This is a genomic window from Mycobacterium sp. (assembly GCF_035314905.1).
GTDB lineage: Bacteria > Actinomycetota > Actinomycetes > Mycobacteriales > Mycobacteriaceae > Mycobacterium.
Window position 1 is genome coordinate 1 of the sequence record NZ_DATFYW010000142.1, and the last position, 15522, is coordinate 15522.

The 15522-nt window shown below is 66.5% G+C and carries 16 protein-coding genes and 3 pseudogenes; 11 read left to right on the forward strand and 8 right to left on the reverse strand.

Features of this window, described 5'->3' with window-relative positions; genetic code table 11:
• The 4 genes and pseudogenes from VKG81_RS12240 to VKG81_RS12255 all read left to right on the forward strand — a co-directional run.
• Nucleotides 1-563, forward strand: a pseudogene (locus VKG81_RS12240) (LLM class flavin-dependent oxidoreductase); the annotation flags it as partial.
• Nucleotides 553-780, forward strand: coding sequence for a hypothetical protein (locus tag VKG81_RS12245; protein ID WP_324396262.1), 228 nt, complete (start codon nucleotides 553-555; stop codon nucleotides 778-780). The pseudogene VKG81_RS12240 and the gene VKG81_RS12245, both read left to right, overlap by 11 nt.
• Before the next feature lie 48 nt (nucleotides 781-828).
• Nucleotides 829-1803: an alpha/beta hydrolase family protein gene (locus VKG81_RS12250; RefSeq protein WP_324396264.1), complete on the forward strand. Its 975-nt coding sequence runs from the start codon at nucleotides 829-831 to the stop codon at nucleotides 1801-1803.
• Nucleotides 1804-1912: 109 nt separating this feature from the next.
• On the forward strand, nucleotides 1913-2338 hold the full coding sequence (locus tag VKG81_RS12255; protein ID WP_324396266.1) for a DUF7144 family membrane protein: 426 nt from the start codon (nucleotides 1913-1915) through the stop codon (nucleotides 2336-2338).
• 57 nt (nucleotides 2339-2395) lie between these two features.
• Here VKG81_RS12255 and VKG81_RS12260 read toward each other — a convergent pair whose 3' ends face one another.
• On the reverse strand, nucleotides 2396-3262 hold the full coding sequence (locus VKG81_RS12260) for an alpha/beta fold hydrolase (RefSeq protein WP_324396268.1): 867 nt from the start codon (nucleotides 3260-3262) through the stop codon (nucleotides 2396-2398).
• Between the two features lie 130 nt (nucleotides 3263-3392).
• Here VKG81_RS12260 and VKG81_RS12265 point away from each other — a divergent pair, with 130 nt between their 5' ends.
• Entirely contained in the window at nucleotides 3393-4259 is an 867-nt protein-coding gene (locus VKG81_RS12265) for an alpha/beta hydrolase (RefSeq protein WP_324396270.1), read from the forward strand.
• A 139-nt stretch (nucleotides 4260-4398) separates the two neighbouring features.
• Entirely contained in the window at nucleotides 4399-6549 is a 2151-nt protein-coding gene (locus VKG81_RS12270; protein WP_324396272.1) for an acyltransferase family protein, read from the forward strand.
• A 71-nt stretch (nucleotides 6550-6620) separates the two neighbouring features.
• Here the strand turns inward: VKG81_RS12270 and VKG81_RS12275 are convergent, their stop codons facing one another.
• Nucleotides 6621-7154: a hypothetical protein gene (locus VKG81_RS12275; protein ID WP_324396274.1), complete on the reverse strand. Its 534-nt coding sequence runs from the start codon at nucleotides 7152-7154 to the stop codon at nucleotides 6621-6623.
• A 252-nt stretch (nucleotides 7155-7406) separates the two neighbouring features.
• Here VKG81_RS12275 and VKG81_RS12280 point away from each other — a divergent pair, with 252 nt between their 5' ends.
• A complete protein-coding gene (locus VKG81_RS12280) occupies nucleotides 7407-7634 on the forward strand; it encodes a DUF6893 family small protein (RefSeq protein WP_324396276.1) in 228 nt (75 codons plus the stop codon).
• A 47-nt stretch (nucleotides 7635-7681) separates the two neighbouring features.
• On the opposite strand, the gene VKG81_RS12285 is transcribed toward VKG81_RS12280, so the two are convergent.
• On the reverse strand, nucleotides 7682-8323 hold the full coding sequence (locus tag VKG81_RS12285; RefSeq protein WP_324396278.1) for a TetR/AcrR family transcriptional regulator: 642 nt from the start codon (nucleotides 8321-8323) through the stop codon (nucleotides 7682-7684).
• A gap of 63 nt (nucleotides 8324-8386) precedes the next feature.
• On the opposite strand from VKG81_RS12285, the pseudogene VKG81_RS12290 reads away from it, so the two are divergent.
• Nucleotides 8387-9237 (forward strand): annotated as a pseudogene (locus tag VKG81_RS12290) (alpha/beta fold hydrolase).
• A 47-nt stretch (nucleotides 9238-9284) separates the two neighbouring features.
• Here the strand turns inward: VKG81_RS12290 and VKG81_RS12295 are convergent.
• From VKG81_RS12295 to VKG81_RS12310, 4 genes and pseudogenes are all read right to left on the reverse strand, one after another.
• Nucleotides 9285-10169, reverse strand: coding sequence for a cyclopropane mycolic acid synthase family methyltransferase (locus tag VKG81_RS12295; RefSeq protein WP_324396280.1), 885 nt, complete (start codon nucleotides 10167-10169; stop codon nucleotides 9285-9287).
• 123 nt (nucleotides 10170-10292) lie between these two features.
• Nucleotides 10293-11063, reverse strand: coding sequence for a class I SAM-dependent methyltransferase (locus VKG81_RS12300; protein ID WP_324396282.1), 771 nt, complete (start codon nucleotides 11061-11063; stop codon nucleotides 10293-10295).
• 39 nt (nucleotides 11064-11102) lie between these two features.
• Nucleotides 11103-11366, reverse strand: a pseudogene (locus tag VKG81_RS12305) (NAD(P)-dependent oxidoreductase); the annotation flags it as partial.
• A gap of 14 nt (nucleotides 11367-11380) precedes the next feature.
• Nucleotides 11381-11677: a hypothetical protein gene (locus tag VKG81_RS12310; RefSeq protein ID WP_324396283.1), complete on the reverse strand. Its 297-nt coding sequence runs from the start codon at nucleotides 11675-11677 to the stop codon at nucleotides 11381-11383.
• A gap of 122 nt (nucleotides 11678-11799) precedes the next feature.
• On the opposite strand from VKG81_RS12310, the gene VKG81_RS12315 reads away from it, so the two are divergent.
• Nucleotides 11800-11982: a hypothetical protein gene (locus tag VKG81_RS12315; RefSeq protein WP_324396285.1), complete on the forward strand. Its 183-nt coding sequence runs from the start codon at nucleotides 11800-11802 to the stop codon at nucleotides 11980-11982.
• 8 nt (nucleotides 11983-11990) lie between these two features.
• On the opposite strand, the gene VKG81_RS12320 is transcribed toward VKG81_RS12315, so the two are convergent.
• Complete coding sequence (locus VKG81_RS12320) at nucleotides 11991-12926, reverse strand: lysophospholipid acyltransferase family protein (RefSeq protein ID WP_324396287.1); 936 nt, start codon at nucleotides 12924-12926, stop codon at nucleotides 11991-11993.
• A gap of 162 nt (nucleotides 12927-13088) precedes the next feature.
• Here VKG81_RS12320 and VKG81_RS12325 point away from each other — a divergent pair, with 162 nt between their 5' ends.
• Nucleotides 13089-14159 (forward strand): S1C family serine protease, encoded by a 1071-nt coding sequence (locus VKG81_RS12325; protein WP_324396289.1) that lies wholly within the window; start codon nucleotides 13089-13091, stop codon nucleotides 14157-14159.
• Between the two features lie 95 nt (nucleotides 14160-14254).
• The gene (locus VKG81_RS12330; protein WP_324396291.1) at nucleotides 14255-15517 is read left to right on the forward strand and encodes a serine hydrolase domain-containing protein; all 1263 of its coding nucleotides are present in this window, start codon (nucleotides 14255-14257) and stop codon (nucleotides 15515-15517) included.
• Nucleotides 15518-15522: the final 5 nt, after the last annotated feature.

The window sequence follows — 15522 nt, forward strand, 5'->3', positions numbered from 1 at the left end:
TGCTGCCACAACCCGTGCAGACCCCGCTTCCGATCTGGATGGGCTATCAGGGGCCGAAGGGGGCGCGGCGTGCCGGGCTGCTTGGCGCGGGGCTGCTCTCCGCCGACGCCCGCAACTGGCCGTCCTACCGCGACGGGCTGCAGGCAGGTGGCCACTCCCTGGACCGGGCGCGGATGGCCGGCTGGATCAACACGTGGGTCACCGACGACCCCGGGGCTGACTGGCCAACGGTGTCGGTCCACATGTCGCACCAGTTCAACACCTATGCATCGCACGGCGTCGAAGGCACAGGCAATCCGGCGCCCCCACCCGTTGATCCCGAACAGATCCGTCGGGGCAGCCCAGACAGCCTGCTCGGCTACTTCTGGTGCGAGCGGCCCGACACCGTGGCACAGAAGATCACCGCATACACCCAGGGCGCACCAGTCGAGACGGTGCTGATCTTCGCCTCGCTTGCCGGAATGCCCGAACCGATGGTGATGCGCCACATCCGCACGATCTGCACCGAGTTGGCACCGCTGCTGGCCGACATATGGCATCCGTACCCGACGGGTGCCGGGTGAGCTGCGCGACCAGGACGTCGAGGCGTCGTTGGCCTGCGGGATTCTGCGCATCTACGTGCCGAAAGCGCATAACGCGGCCAGATCCAGCAGGATCGCGATCTCCGAGTCCCCGAACGGTTCCGACGCCGGCAAGGCCAGCAGCGAAGGTAAACCTCAACTACAGCTTGACCCCAACGTATCGGTCATTCTGCTAGGCAGCCGCAACGTTGAGGAGTAAGTTCACCCAACGATGCTGAACGGCAAACGACACAGGGGCGGATGCGGCATGACCGGTGCTAACCAAAAACGTCGGGGTCGCATGTGGCGACTGACGGTCGCCTCCATTGCGGCGGCGCTGCTGGCCGGGGCGGTGGCTCTGGTCGGTGGGCCGGCTCCGGCCGGGGCGTTCTCCCGGCCGGGCCTTCCGGTCGAGTACATCCAGGTGCCCTCGCCATCAATGGGCCGCAACATCAAGGTCCAGTTCCAGGGCGGCGGTCACCATGTGGTGTTTCTGCTCGACGGGCTGCGCGCGCAGGACGACTACAACGGCTGGGACATCAACACCCCGGCGTTCGAGTGGTACTACCAGTCCGGGTTGTCCATCGCGATGCCGGTCGGCGGCCAGTCGAGCTTCTACACCGACTGGTATCAGCCGGCCTGCGGCAGCAACGGCTGCCTCACCTACAAGTGGGAGACCTTCCTCACCCAGGAACTGCCGCAATGGTTGGCCTCCAACCGCAACACCAGCGCGGACGGCAATGCCGCGGTAGGCCTGTCGATGTCCGGGTCGTCGGCGATGATCCTGGCCGCCTACCATCCGCAGATGTACATCTATGCCGGCTCGCTGTCCGGATTTCTCAACCTGTCGGCAGGCTCGTCGCCAATGCTGGTGCATATCTCGATGGATGACGCCGGCGGATACAATTCCGACGCAATGTGGGGCCTTGCCAGCGACCCGGCGTCGGCGTGGGCGCGCAACGACCCGACAGTGCAGGTTCAGACACTGGTCAGCAACAACACCCGGCTCTGGGTCTACTGCGGCAACGGCACCCCGTCGGATCTGGGGGGCGCCAACGTCCCGGCCGAGTTCTTGGAGAATCTGATCCACGGCAGCAACATCACCTTCCAGAACGCTTACGTCGCGGCCGGCGGTCACAACGCGGTGTTCAACTTCCCCCCCAACGGCACGCACGACTGGGCATACTGGGGTGCGCAGTTGAACGCGATGAAGCCGGACCTGCAGCGCACACTGGGCACCTGAACACGCCGCCGCGGGTTTGATGACGGCGCATGGCGCCTCGCCATCCGTTCTCACCGCGTTCGCGTCATGATCGGACCTGACGCAACGCCAGAAAAGTGAGGAGCCAGACATGACCGACAATCCCCCACCCGAACAGCACCCGGTTCGACAGAGGGTAGCGGCCGGTGCGTCGTTCGGCGCCGGTGCGCTGCTGCTGACGGCCGCCCTGCTGACGCTTGTCCAGGGCATCTCGGCAATCGTGAACGACGAGTTGCTGGTCATCGGGCCCAACTACGTCTACAAGTTCAACACCACTACCTGGGGCTGCATCCACATCGTGATCGCAATCCTGTTGGGCGCGGTGGCCATTGGGCTCATCATGGGAACCACCTGGGCACGAGTGGCGGCCATCGTGCTGGCGTCGTTGTCGATCGTGGTGAACTTCCTGTGGCTGCCGTATTACCCGGTGTGGTCGATCGTCGTCATCGCGTTGGACATCATCGTCATCTGGGCCGTCGCCACCTGGGACACCTCGAGATCGCATACGCCGCGGTGATCCCGCTTCAGACCTGAAACGCCGCGAAGCCGCAGGGCCGTCGGCCACGCGTCGATTTCAGCGGGGCACGAATTCGCGGACCGCCGTGACGATCTCCTGGGGGGCGTCTTCCTCGATGAAATGACCGGCGCCGCGAAGCAGCACCGTGCGGTGATCGGGGAACAGCTCTTCCCAGTGCTTGCGCTCGGGTTCACGGAACGCGACATCGCTTGTCGGCCAACACAGCAGCGCGGGACGATCGGCCACGCGAGGCAGGCCCGCTGCGATGTCAGCCAGAAATGGCCTGCTGTTCAGGATTTCGCGCGGAAAGACCGAGACCGGCCGGCGTGACTCGGGCGTGGGAAACGGCCCGCGATACGCGTTCATCACCGCATCGGACAGGTGCGCGCGCCGGACGCCGGCGGGCAGAATCCTCTCGACGAAGAAGTTGCGGCGCTCGATCAGGTAGCGGCCGAGGGGGCTACCGAGCACCCGGGAGAAGGCCTGGGTGCCGAGATCGCTCTTCGGCCAGGCCCACGTGTTGCCGATGACAAATCGCGCGAACCGGTCGGGATGGCGGGTTGCGACCGCGAACCCGATCGGGCCGCCCCAGTCCTGCACCATCATCGTCACCGCGCCCAGATCGAGCTGCTTGACGAAGTCCTCCACGACATCGGCATGCTCGGCCGGCGTGAACCCATACCCTGCCGGCGCGACCGACAACCCGAAGCCGGGGTAATCCAAGGCGATGCAACGGAACTGGCTGCGGAGCTCCTTGATGATCTCCCGGTAGAGGAACGACCAGGTCGGGTTTCCGTGCAGCAGTAGCAGCGTCGGGCCGGCACCCTCGTCGACGTAGTGCACGCGCGCGTCGCCGATCCGGGCGTAGCGACTCTCGAACGGGTACAACTCCTCCGGCAGCCACGCCGGACGACTATCTGTCACAGACCACGACTCTACCGCCGGCTCGCCTATCTCGTCTGGATCACGGCGGCGTCACGAACCTTCATGAGTACGACATTGATCCGGCGTGCCTTTGCGGCTGAAAGTCATTATCCCCGGCAGGATAACGCGCATGCCAGACCTGACCCGTCGCACGCTGCTGCGTTTCGGAGCCGGCGTGGCCACCGGTGCGGCCGCCTACGCGTTGGGCACGTTGCTTAACGCCGAGCCGTCCAGGGCGGCCGGGCCGGGACTCATGACTCCGCCGCCGAGGGAGCCGGCCCCACCGGCCGGCGCGGTGCCCACTTATCTCACCGGATCCTTCGTCTCCGCGGCCCGCGGCGGTGTCCAGACGAACTGGATCATCGCGCGACCGGCCGGTCAAACCGGGACGCTGCGGCCGGTGATCGCGCTGCACGGCAGGGGCGGTAACGCTGGGGGCGTGATGGACCTCGGCGTCCAGGACGGACTGGCGGAGGTGGTCAAAGCCGGCGGGGCGCCGTTCGCTGTGGTGGCCGTCGACGGCGGCGACAACAGCTATTGGCACCGCCGCGCCTCCGGTGAGGATGCGGGCGCGATGGTGCTGTCGGAACTCCTGCCGATGCTCGAGACAAAAGGGCTGGACACCTCCCGGGTGGCCTTCATGGGCTGGTCGATGGGCGGATACGGTGCGCTGCTGCTCGGGGCACGGCTCGGCCCGGGGCGGACCGCGGGCATCTGCGCGGTGAGCCCGGCGCTGTGGTCGTCGTACTGGCTCGCCGACCAGGGCGCCTTCGACGGCCCGGAGGACTGGGCGAGCAACTCGGTGTTCGGTCAGCCGGCCCTCTCCTCGATCCCGATCCGCGTCGACTGCGGCACTAGCGACCGGTTCTACGCCGCCACCAGGCAATTCGTGGACCAATTGCGCAGACCGGTTGCCGGCAGCTTCTCTCCCGGCGGCCACGATGTCTCGTTTTGGCGCCGACAACTGCCCGACGAGCTGAAGTGGATGGCGTCCTGACCCGTCCGCGAAGGCGTGGCAGAAGTGTCGAGCCGGCAGTAATCGGTAACAATGACCAAACGACCAGAAACCACCTGACGAGCGGCTGACGTTGCCGCAGTCGACCACCGACAGCTCTCCGCACCGCGGCGCGCATCATGTGCCGCGGACGTTAGGGACCGGCTTTCGTTCCCAGCGAACCGGTTTTCGGACCGACATCGAGGGGTTGCGCGCGGTCGCGGTGCTCGCCGTGGTCCTCTTCCATGCCGGTGTGCCGGGCTTGTCCGGTGGGTTCGTCGGGGTCGATGTCTTCTTCGTCGTATCGGGGTTCCTGATCACCGGGATTCTGGTGCGGGAGGCGACGAACACCGGCACCGTCGCGCTGCCCCGGTTCTACGCCGCCCGCGCGCGGCGGCTGCTGCCCGCCGCGGGGACCGTGCTCGTCGCCACCGCGGTCGCCTCGACCATCTTGCTTGCGCCGCTGCAGGCCCGCAGCGTGCTCGGCGATGCCATCGCCAGCGCGCTGTACGTCGGCAACTACCGATTCGCCGTCCACGGCACCGACTACCTGGCTGCAGACGCACCTCCGTCGCCGTTCCAGCATTACTGGTCGCTCGGCGTCGAAGAGCAGTTCTACCTGCTGTGGCCGGCGCTGATCATCGGCACCGCCTGGCTGGTGCGCAGCCGGGGTCGATCCGGCCACAACGAGGCCTGCGGATCGTCTACCCCCTACCGCACCGTGCTGGCCCTCGTCGCGGCGACGTCGTTGGTCATCTCGCTCGACTGGACGCGCACGCTGCCCCCTTGGGCGTTCTTCTCGCTGCCGTCGCGGGCGTGGGAACTGGCGGTGGGTGGCCTCATCGCGCTGTCCACCCCGGCGTGGCGCCGGCTGCCGTCCGTCCCGGCCGCGATTGCGGGCTGGGGCGGACTGGTTCTGATCGTCGTGACCTGCACGCAGCTGGGCGCCAAGACGCCCTACCCGGGCACCGCCGCGCTGTTGCCCGTGCTCGGCACGGCGCTGGTCGTCGGCGCGGGCAGTGCCCAACCGGCCGCCGGCGTCGGCAAGGCGCTGTCGATGTCCTCGATGAGGGCGGTCGGCCGGCTGTCCTATTCGTGGTATCTGTGGCACTGGCCGGTGCTGCTGCTCGCTCCGCCGCTCCTCGGGCACCCCCTCGGACTCGTCGGCCGGCTGACGGCCGCCGCGGCCTCGGCCGGCCTCGCCGCGCTCACGCTCCGCTACGTCGAGAACCCCGGCCGTTTCGCCGCCGCCCTGCGGCGCTCGCCCGCGCGCAGCCTCGCCCTCGGCGGCGCCGTCACCGCGGCCGCCGTGTCCGTGGCGTTGGTGCTGATGATGGACGTACCTGCCCCGGTCGGCCACGGCGCACCCGCCTCCGCCCTGACGGTCAAGGCGTCGGGTCCGGCGCCGCCGGCGGTCACGGTCGACCCCCGGGATGCCGCCGTGCAGCAGCTCATCGCGCAGGTGCAGGCCGCCGTCGCCGCGTCCGTCGACGTGCGCGACATCCCGTCAAACCTCTCGCCGTCGATTTCTGAAGCGCCTTCCGACAAGCCGTTGGTGTTCTTCAACGGCTGCGTGCGCTCGTGGCTGGACGTCGGGCAGCCTGAATGTGTTTCCGGCGAGGCGAACTCGCCGACCACGGTTGCCCTGGTCGGCGACTCGCACGCGGCGATGTGGAACCCGGCGTTGAAGCCGCTCGCCGAGCAGCGGCATTGGCGCCTGGAGACGCTGGCCAAGGTGACCTGCCCGCTGCAGGACCTGCCGATCGCCAGCCCCTACCTGGGGCGTGAGTTCACCGAATGCGAGCAGTGGCGCGCTCAGATCCTGTCTCGGCTTCAGGCCGAGCATCCGCAGCTGGTCATTTTGAGCATGTCGCGTCGGTACGGGGCCGACTTCGGGTTCACCTCATACGACCCCGCATGGATCGGCAGCCTGACACGGCTTGTCGCCCAACTGCGCAGCACGGGCGCGGCCGTGCTGGTGCTCGGACCGGTCCCCGATCCCCATTCCACCGTGCCCATGTGCCTTTCGGCTCACCTCGACGACGCCACCGCATGCTCACCGCCGCGTCCCGCTGCCGTCGACGACGCCGGCATCGCGGCCGAGAAGGCGGCGACCGTGGCCGGCGGCGGCCGGTATGCCGACCTAACCGCCTTGTTCTGCACCGCCGACCGTTGCCCGATGATCGTCGGCAACAACCTACTGTTCCGCGATGACAACCATGTCACGATCGAATACGCACAAGCACTTGCGCCGGTACTCGGCGCACTGGCCGACCGGGCCCTGAATCCTTAGCCTGCCGGAGGCGTTCCGCCTGCGGATGTTGAAATCGATTGTGCGCTGTATCGATTCACGCCTGTGGCCGGTCATCGCAGTTGACTGGTGACGTCGGTCCACGCGGTGCTGTCATTGGCGTGATCGGTCGTATTGCGGCATTCGCCGTAGAGTTGCACGGTACCGAAATTCGCTTGATCGGCGTTCTGGTAGAAGATCGCGGTCACGCCGTTCTTCTTCAGAGTCTGACCGAACGCGTGCTCATTCGGAGGCGGGCCTTCGGTCCAGCCGTTGGCGACCAGTGCGTTGCCCATCTTCTCCAGATACGCGAGCGTGTCGGCCTTGCCGGCGACGGGGAACCGGAAGTTCAAGTAGACCGCGCCCTGATACGGCGGATCGTGCAGGTCTCGACACGACATCAAGATGTATCCGCCTGTCGGGGCCTGCAGTTGGGCGATCGCGACGATTTCCTTTGCCGGCTCCATCACCTGGGCCATGGTTTGGCTGTCTGTCAGCGGTTGCGCCGGGCGGTCGAGCGAACTTACCGGGGGGCGGAGATGCGCGATCAGCAGAAAACCGGTCCCCGATATCAACGACACCGCGAGGGCGGCAGCGATCAGCGCCACGGACGATGGTGAATCGACCCAACGGCGGGAACTACTGACATTCATCGCACTCGTGCATTCGTGGCCTGTTTCCGGACTGCCGGCCAGTCTAGTGATGACGCAGCACCAACTGACGACCCTGCAATCGGGGGAGCTGACAGCAGTTGACCTGCCGGTGTAGATTCGGTCGCTATTCTCAACCCGCGGTTAAGTTTTCGACCATACCTGGCCGCGCGGCGCGGCGCTGGGCATCTGGTCCGTGAGGTCACCGACATGCTGGCCAAGCATCGGCGGCCACCGCCGCGGTCCCGCATGACCAGCACCGGCCGGCGCCTGCACGTGGCATCCGATTACCGCGAACCACTCAGCAAGGAGGACCAGATGCGGGCAGTGGGTGTGGTGGCCTCGGTCGTCGTAGGCCTGATCGTCTTGGCCGGCGTGGTGGTCGGCGTCCGATCCCTTCCCGACCTCAACCGATACCGCCGCATGCGCCAGATGTAGACGCAGTGCCGCCGGCGCAAGGCTTCGTTGCCCTGTCGTCTATGCGGCTATCGGCGCGCGGCGATGCCGTACAGGATCCGGTCGCAGACCTCGTACATCTCCTCTTTGGCCCGGTCGGGATCGGCGGCACGTGAGACGTACAGTGCCGCCTCGTCGAGCGCCCCGAGCAGCACGTGTGCGCTGGCGCGCGGCGGCTGTTCGGGTATCGCCCCCTCCTCGATCGCCTGCGCGAGCATGCCCTCGATGACCCCGAGCCCGTACTTGGCTCCGACAGCGCGCCACTGATCCCAGCCGAGCACTGCGGGGGCATCGATCAGGACGATTCGTTGGACGTCGGGTGCCGCGCACCGGTCGAGGAACAGCCGGGCACCCAGCCGCATGGCCTCAACCGGGTCCGATGGTGATGCCGCCATGATGCGCTCGACGATTTCGGCGACGATTTCTCGTTCCACCTCCTCGTGCACCTCGGCGAACAGCGCGGCCTTGTCGCTGAACTGGTGATACAGCGCTCCTCTGGTCACGCCCGCCGCCTTGACGATTGCCTGCGTGGAGATGTCGGCAAACCCTTTGTCGGCGAACAACTTTCGGGCGTTCTTAAGCAGCGCGGCGCGGGTGGTCGCAGTTCGCTGCGCCTGCGTGCGGCGCGTCGCGGGCCGGGCCGACCCGGGCGCCGGGCTATTGACTTTCATACAGCTTGCACGTAACTTCCGTACCGGGTGTCTGTAAGTTGTGACGAAGGAAGGATAGCCGACATGCCGAGGCTGGTGCTGGAACAGGCAACGCTCGACTACCGCGTGTTGGGACCCGAGGATTCACCACACCCTCCGGTCCTGTTCGTCCACGGGATCTTGGTGGACAACAGGCTGTGGTCCGGCGTCGCAGAAGCAGTTGCGCGCCAGGGCTTTCGCTGCATCGTGCCCACGTGGCCACTGGGCTCTCACACGATCCCGGTCAATGAAGGCACCGAGCTGTCCCCCCGGGGAATCGCGACGATGATCCGCGACGTCATCACCGCACTTGACCTCACCTACGTGACACTTGTCGGCAACGACACCGGCGGTGGACTGTGCCAGTTGGTGATCGACGCATATCCCGAGCGGGTCGGCCGCTTGGTGCTGACGAACTGCGACGCCTTCGACAAGTTTCCGCCTTTCCCGTTCCCTGTCGTGTTTGCGTTGCTGCGCGGGCCACGATCGATCAAGACACTGTTCGCCCAGCTGAAGCTGACCGCGTTGCGTCATTCACCCCTGGGGTTCGGCCTGCTGATGAACGATCCCGACCCGGCGCTGACCGATGCGTGGCTGCAGCCATGCCGCGACGACGATCGGATCTGCCGTGACCTTGCCACCCTCCTCCGCCACGTCGCCACCACCGACTTGACCGACGTGGCGATGCGCTTTTCGCAGTTCACCAAGCCGGTCATCCTGGTGTGGGGTCAGCGTGACCGCTGCTTCACCCCGGCGTTGGGCAGGCAGCTGGCCGCGCAGTTCCCCGACTGCGCTTTGATCGAAGTGCCAACTCCAAAACCTTTGTGGCCCTTGATAACCCGTCGGCCGTTGTCGACGCGATCGCCACTGTCGGTGCCCACAAGCCCCCGAACTGAAACAAGGCGACGATGCAGAGGCGGTCAGCACCGCCCCGGCGGCCGCTTTAGCTCTTTGCGAGGGTGAACTGGCAGACGTCGGTGTAGCCGTCGCGGAACAACTCCGCGCAGCCAGTCAGGTACTTCATGTACCGGTCGTAGACCTCTTGCGATTGGATCGCGATGGCCTGGTCCTTGTGCGCCTCGAGCGACGCGGCCCACGTGTCCAACGTCCGCGCGTAGTGCAGCCGCAGCGGTTGGACGCGGTTGACCTGAAACCCCGCCTTGGTCGAGTGTTCTTCCACAACGGCGACCGACGGCAGCCGGCCGCCCGGAAAGATCTCGTCCATGATGAATTTGATGAACCGCAAATGCCGCATCGTGATCGGCATGTTGCGCGCTTTGAACTCTTCGGCGCTGGGCTGCACGATGGAGTGCAGCAGCATCACACCGTCGGTCGGCAGTGCCTCGTAGGCCATCTTGAAGAAGTCGTCGTAACGGTCGAAGCCGAAGTGCTCGAACGCGCCGATGCTGACGATCCGGTCCACCGGCTCGTGGAACTGCTCCCAGCCCTGCAGCAGGACCCGCTTCGACCGGGGGCTGTCCGATCGCGCGAAGACGTTCTCGACATGAGCCTGCTGGTTCTTGCTCAACGTCAGCCCGATCACGTTCACGTCGTATTTCTCGAGCGCACGCATCAGCGTGGCGCCCCAACCGCAGCCCACGTCGAGCAGTGTCATCCCGGGCTGCAACCCCAGCTTTCCCAGCGAAAGGTCGATCTTGGCGATCTGCGCCTCTTCCAGCGTCATGTCGTCGCGTTCGAAGTACGCGCAGCTGTAGGTCTGGGTCGGGTCCAAAAACAGCCGATAGAAGTCGTCGGAGAGGTCGTAGTGGTGCTGTACGTCCTCGAAGTGCGGGGTGAGGTCCTGCGATTCAGAGTGTGTTTCTGGCAAAGTGACGTCCTTGTTCAGTGCCCCCAACCCGGCCCACCGCCGGGGTCCGGTCAAGGCGTTGTCCTGTCGGGAAAGCTACCCGATCGGACGAGAATTGCGGGAATCCGCTCGGTGAGGCGACGTCTAGCTGCGTAGTTCCGCACGCATCTGGGTGAACAGAAACAAGCCGGGCCGGCCGGTCACCTGTTCGTAGGCGCGCACCTGCTCATCGACGAACCCCAGCCGATCCGCGGCCGCCAACCGGTCGGTCCACGCGCGCGAACCCACGGCGCACCAGCGCCCGAACAGCTCTCGTGACCCGAAGTCCCATTCGTGTTCGGCAACGGTCAGGTTCACCACGGTAAAACCGGCGGACGAAGCCAGCTGCCGGAATCGCTCGGGGCCGACATGCACGAACGGCGCCTCGAACTCCTGAAACCACGGCGCCCAGCGCGTCGACCGGGTCAGCTCCATCGCGACCGCCTCCAGGCTGGGGTATTTGCCGGCGCACACGACCTGAATCAGCACCCGGCCGCCGCGGCTCACAACGGCGGCGATCTGCGCCAGAGCCTGTTCCTGCTCCGGTACCCAGTGCAACGCGTTGAACGACACCGCCACGTCGAAGTAGTCGACGAACGGCAGGCACCGCACGTCGGCGCGAACGAACACGGGCCCGCACTCGGCGACCGCCGTCGCGGATTGGGCAGCCGAGAGCATCCCCGGGGCAGGGTCGAGGCCCACCACGTATCCGGCCGGCACGTTCGCCGCGATCGCCCGGGTCAGGTTGCCGTCGCCGCAGCCGATGTCGAGCACTTTGTCGGATCCCGCGAGGGCCAGGGCCGCCACAGCGTCCCGCGTCATCGCCCGCTGCAGTTCGCTGACCCGGGCATACTCGTTGCCGTCCCAGTCCGACACAGGGCTAGTTAACGCCACCCGCGCCGCTTGCCGCTACCGTCACGGCCGTACCACCGGCGTCGTCAGCGTTCCGTTCGCCAGATAATCCTCGAGGTTCCGCAGCGCCAGCGCCGTCATCGCCGACCGGGTTCGCGACGTAGCGCTTCCGACGTGCGGCAGCAGCACCACGTTGTCGAGTTCACGCAGTTCCGCGGGCACATTCGGTTCGTCGGCGTAGACATCGAGTCCCGCTCCTGCGAGCGCGCCTGCGCGCAGCAGTTCGACCAGGGCGTCCTGGTCGACGACGCTGCCACGGGCGATCGACGGGCAGGCCGGCCCTAGCTCTCAGACCCGCCGTCTGACCTGCTCTCGGCGTTCTCGGCTTCGTTGCCGTATTTGGGATTGCCCTGGTCGTCGAGCCAGTCGTTGACGGCGGTGCCGGTGATGGTCCGATCAGAACCGGGAAGCACAGCCGTCTTGATGTCGTCGTTGTAGGCCTTGGCCATTTCCCTGGCCTTCTCCCTGGCCGACTCGTCGGGCTCAGGCTTCTCGGCGAGCTGGCCCGCCCGTCCGGGGTTGTCGCCCGGATCCTGGTGCTGCTCGGCGTTCTTCTGGCCGGTGTCTTCGTCGCCCATGGTTTCCGTCCGTCCTCGATCGCTGTGCCCGTGGACACAGTGCTTCGTTCAGAAGCGGCACCCAAAGAACTGCCCGCATTCGCGACGCGCCAAACCGCGCGCCCTGACTGCAACACTGTGCGATGCGTGCCCGACGTTTCGCAGTGGTGGCCCTGGCGGCAATGCTTGCCGTGTGGGACCTGCTGTATTCGCCGGCGTGCGCCGCCGCACTGCAGGACGCTAAGAACGCCGCGACCGCGTGGCGCCGGCTTGACGCGCTCCACCAGCAGGCTCTTGCCTTCGCCACGCGCTCGTATTGCCCGTAGCGCGGTGCTCAGCCGAACAGCGGCAAGGCGCGTTTGCGTGCCAGCGCATCCATCCCCGACTGGATACGTTCCTGCACTTCGCGGTATTTGCGCTCGACGTACCCGTCGTCGTCGGCGCGTCCCGGATCGTGATCGAGCCTGACCGGGGGCATGAAGCGGGTGCGGATCTTCGCGGGAAGGGGGAACTGCGGCAGCGCCGCCGGAGCGACCCCCCACGGCAGCGATATCGCCAACGGGAACACCTTCAGGCGAAGAAGCCGGTCGAGGCGCAGTGCCTTCGACAATCGATCGCCCCGGATGAGCACCGGCATCGCGTCGGCTCCCCCGACGGTGGCGATCGGCACGATCGGCACGCCGGCGCGGATCGCCATCTTCACGAAGCCCGTACGGCCGGCCAGGTTGGCGCGGTCGCGCTCACTCCAGGGCCGCAACGAGTCCACCTCGCCGCCGGGCCACAACGCGACGTCGCGCCCCTCGGCGAGCGCGGTGGCAATGGAATCAGGGGCGGCCGGCAGCACGCCCATCGCGCGGAAGTACCGGCCGATGACCGGGATGGCCATCAACGCGTCGTGGGCGGTTCCGTGCAGGGGACGCTCCTGTCCGAACCGTCGCCACCACTGGACGCCGACCGTCCATGCGTCCCACACGAACGGCGCCCCGGAGTGGATGCCCACCAGCAGCACCGGGGGTTCAGGCAGGTTCTCCCAGCCGTCCATCTCCATCCGGAACCAATAGTCGACAAGCGTGTTCCAGAAGAACTTCTGGCGCTGCATCGTCGTCTCGTCTTGGCCACCCAAATCCCAGTCGCCGGCGCGTTCGGCCACCCAACCGGTGATGCCGCCTGATTGCTTGCCGCGCTTGCGCGCCATCTTCTCGCGCGCTTCATCAGCGTGTTCATGAGCTTGCTCTTTGAGGTCTGGCGACCTGTGATCTGTTGCACTCATGCGGGCTGGGTACCCGCACGAGCAGAAATTAGGCGTCGCCGGCGCGCGGCTGCCATTCATCGACACGGGGCGGCTTTTCGGGCCAATATTGAAAGAACCTCCGGGTTGGCCGAACTTGAGCGGGCGGTCTGCCCGGGGGGAATTCAGAAAGGACAGGGGTGGATGCGAGAACACAAGCATTGGTGGCCGGCCGCGTTGTTTGCGGTTGCCCTCGTAATCGGGGTCGGCGTCGCTCCGCCGGCACATGTGGGTGTAGCGCTTCGCCCGGTCGACCTCACCGGCCGGGAACTCGATCTGGTCAAGCAGGCGCCGGCCGACCCCATCGACACCGCGCCGGTCGAGGCCGCCGTGGTTCAGATCAACACCAACCTCGATTACCAGAACGCGATCGGCGTCGGAACGGGCATCGTGCTGAGTCCCGACGGAGAGGTGCTGACCAACAACCACGTGGTCGAGGGCGCGACAGGGATCTCGGGCACGAACCTCGGCACTGGGCGCACCTTCCCGATCGACGTGATCGGCTATGACCGCACCCACGACATCGCCCTCGTGCAGCTGCGCGGGGCCAGCGGACTTCCCACCGCTGCACTGGGCGATTCGAACACCCTGGCTGTCGGCGATCCAATTGTCGGGGTGGGCAATGCCGGCGGGCCGAGCGGCGGACTCACCCGCGAGCCCGGAACCGTCAGGGCGCTCAACCAGACCATCGTCGCGAGCGACGATCTCACCGGCGGTTCAGAACGGCTGACGGGTTTGATCCAGGTCGCCGCGAACCTGCGTCCAGGCGATTCCGGGGGCCCGCTGGTGAGCAGCGCAGGTCAGGTCGTAGGAATCGACACCGCCGCTTCCGAGAGCTACCACACCAGTGGCGGCGGCTTTGCCATCCCGATCAACCAGGCGCTGGGGATCGCCGATCAGATTCGTTTGCGCACATCGTCGCCGACGGTCCACCTCGGCGACACCGGGATGCTCGGCATTGGGGTCGCCGACACCCGCAACAGCGGCGGTGTCGCGGTGAAGCAGGTGTTGCGCAGCGGCCCCGCGGCCCAGGCCGGACTGGTGCCGGGCGATGTGATCACCGCGATCGACGGCAACGCGGTGAACAACGCCAATGCACTGACCGAATTCCTCGATCAGCACCATCCCGGCGATACCGTGTCGCTGGCATGGGTCGACCCGTCCGGCGTTCAGCGCACCGCGCCGGTCGCCCTGGCCGTCGGGCCGCCCGGATGAGCACCGGCGGTTAGCGGCCGCGCACCCAGGCGATCTTCGGCGGGATCGCCGATCGGGACCGCCGGGCCAGGGTATGTGCGAATAATATGCGTTCGATGACTGTGCGGGTGGTGCGTGACGGCCGTTGGCGGCACAAGATTGTAGCGGCGGCAGGCGCAGCGCTTCTGGTGATCGCGTCCGGATGCGCAAGTCATTCGGCCTCAACGGGATCGGGTGGGGTGACGTCCTCGCCGCCGAGCGCGGAATCGACCGCCGAGATCGACACCGGAACCGCCCAGCGGCTGGACGCGGTGATCAACCAGGCGATGAGCGCGGCATCGATCCCGGGCGCGATTATCGGAGTCTGGGGCCCGGATGGTCGCTACATCCGTACCTTCGGCCTCGCCGACAAGGCGACAGGCGCGCCGATGACGGTCGATATGTATAGCCGAATCGGCAGTGAGACAAAGACATTCACGGTCACCGGGGTGTTGCAGCTCGCCGATCAGGGCAAGCTCGGCCTCGACGACCCCATCGGCAAGTACATCGACGGCGTTCCGGAGGGCAACCAGATCACGCTGCGGGAGCTGGCGCGGATGCAGAGCGGCCTCTACAACTACTCGGCAACCACCGCGTTCCAGCAGGCCCTGTTCGCAGACCCCAGGCGCAGCTTCACCCCACAGGAACTTCTTGGTTACGCATTCGCCGAACCCCCGGTGTTTCCGCCCGGACAGGGGTTCCAATACTCCAACACCAACACGACCCTGCTGGGACTTGTGGTCGAGAAGGTGAGCGGCCAACCGCTGCCCGACTACATCCGCGACCACGTCCTCGCGCCGCTGAACATGAGCCGCACCAGCTTTCCGACGACGAACGCATTCCCGGACCCGCATCCGCAGGGCTACACCAACCAAACCGCCGATAGTGGCGTTGTCACGTCCACTGACTGGAATCCGTCGTGGGGATGGGCCGCCGGGGCGATGATCTCGACACTGGACGATCTGCATACCTGGGCGCCCGCGGTGGCCACCGGAAAGCTGCTCTCGCCGGCGATGCAGGCGCAGCGGCTGCAGACGGTGAACGCCCAGGGGCTGCCGCCGCAAGACGGATATGGGCTGGGCATCTTCAACCTCGCCGGGTGGATCGGTCACAACGGAAGCCTGCCCGGCTACCAGTCTGTGGTGGTTTACCTACCGGAACAGAAGCGCACGCTGGTCATCCTGATCAACACCGACATCGACTATCACGGCAGCGAGCCCAGCTCCACGCTGGCAACCGCGATCACTTCGGTCATCTCACCCGGCCACGTCTACAGTCTCAGCCCGGAGGTGCAGGAGCCCGACGTCACCCCGTCCTCGACGCCCACCAAGCCGCGATAACGCGG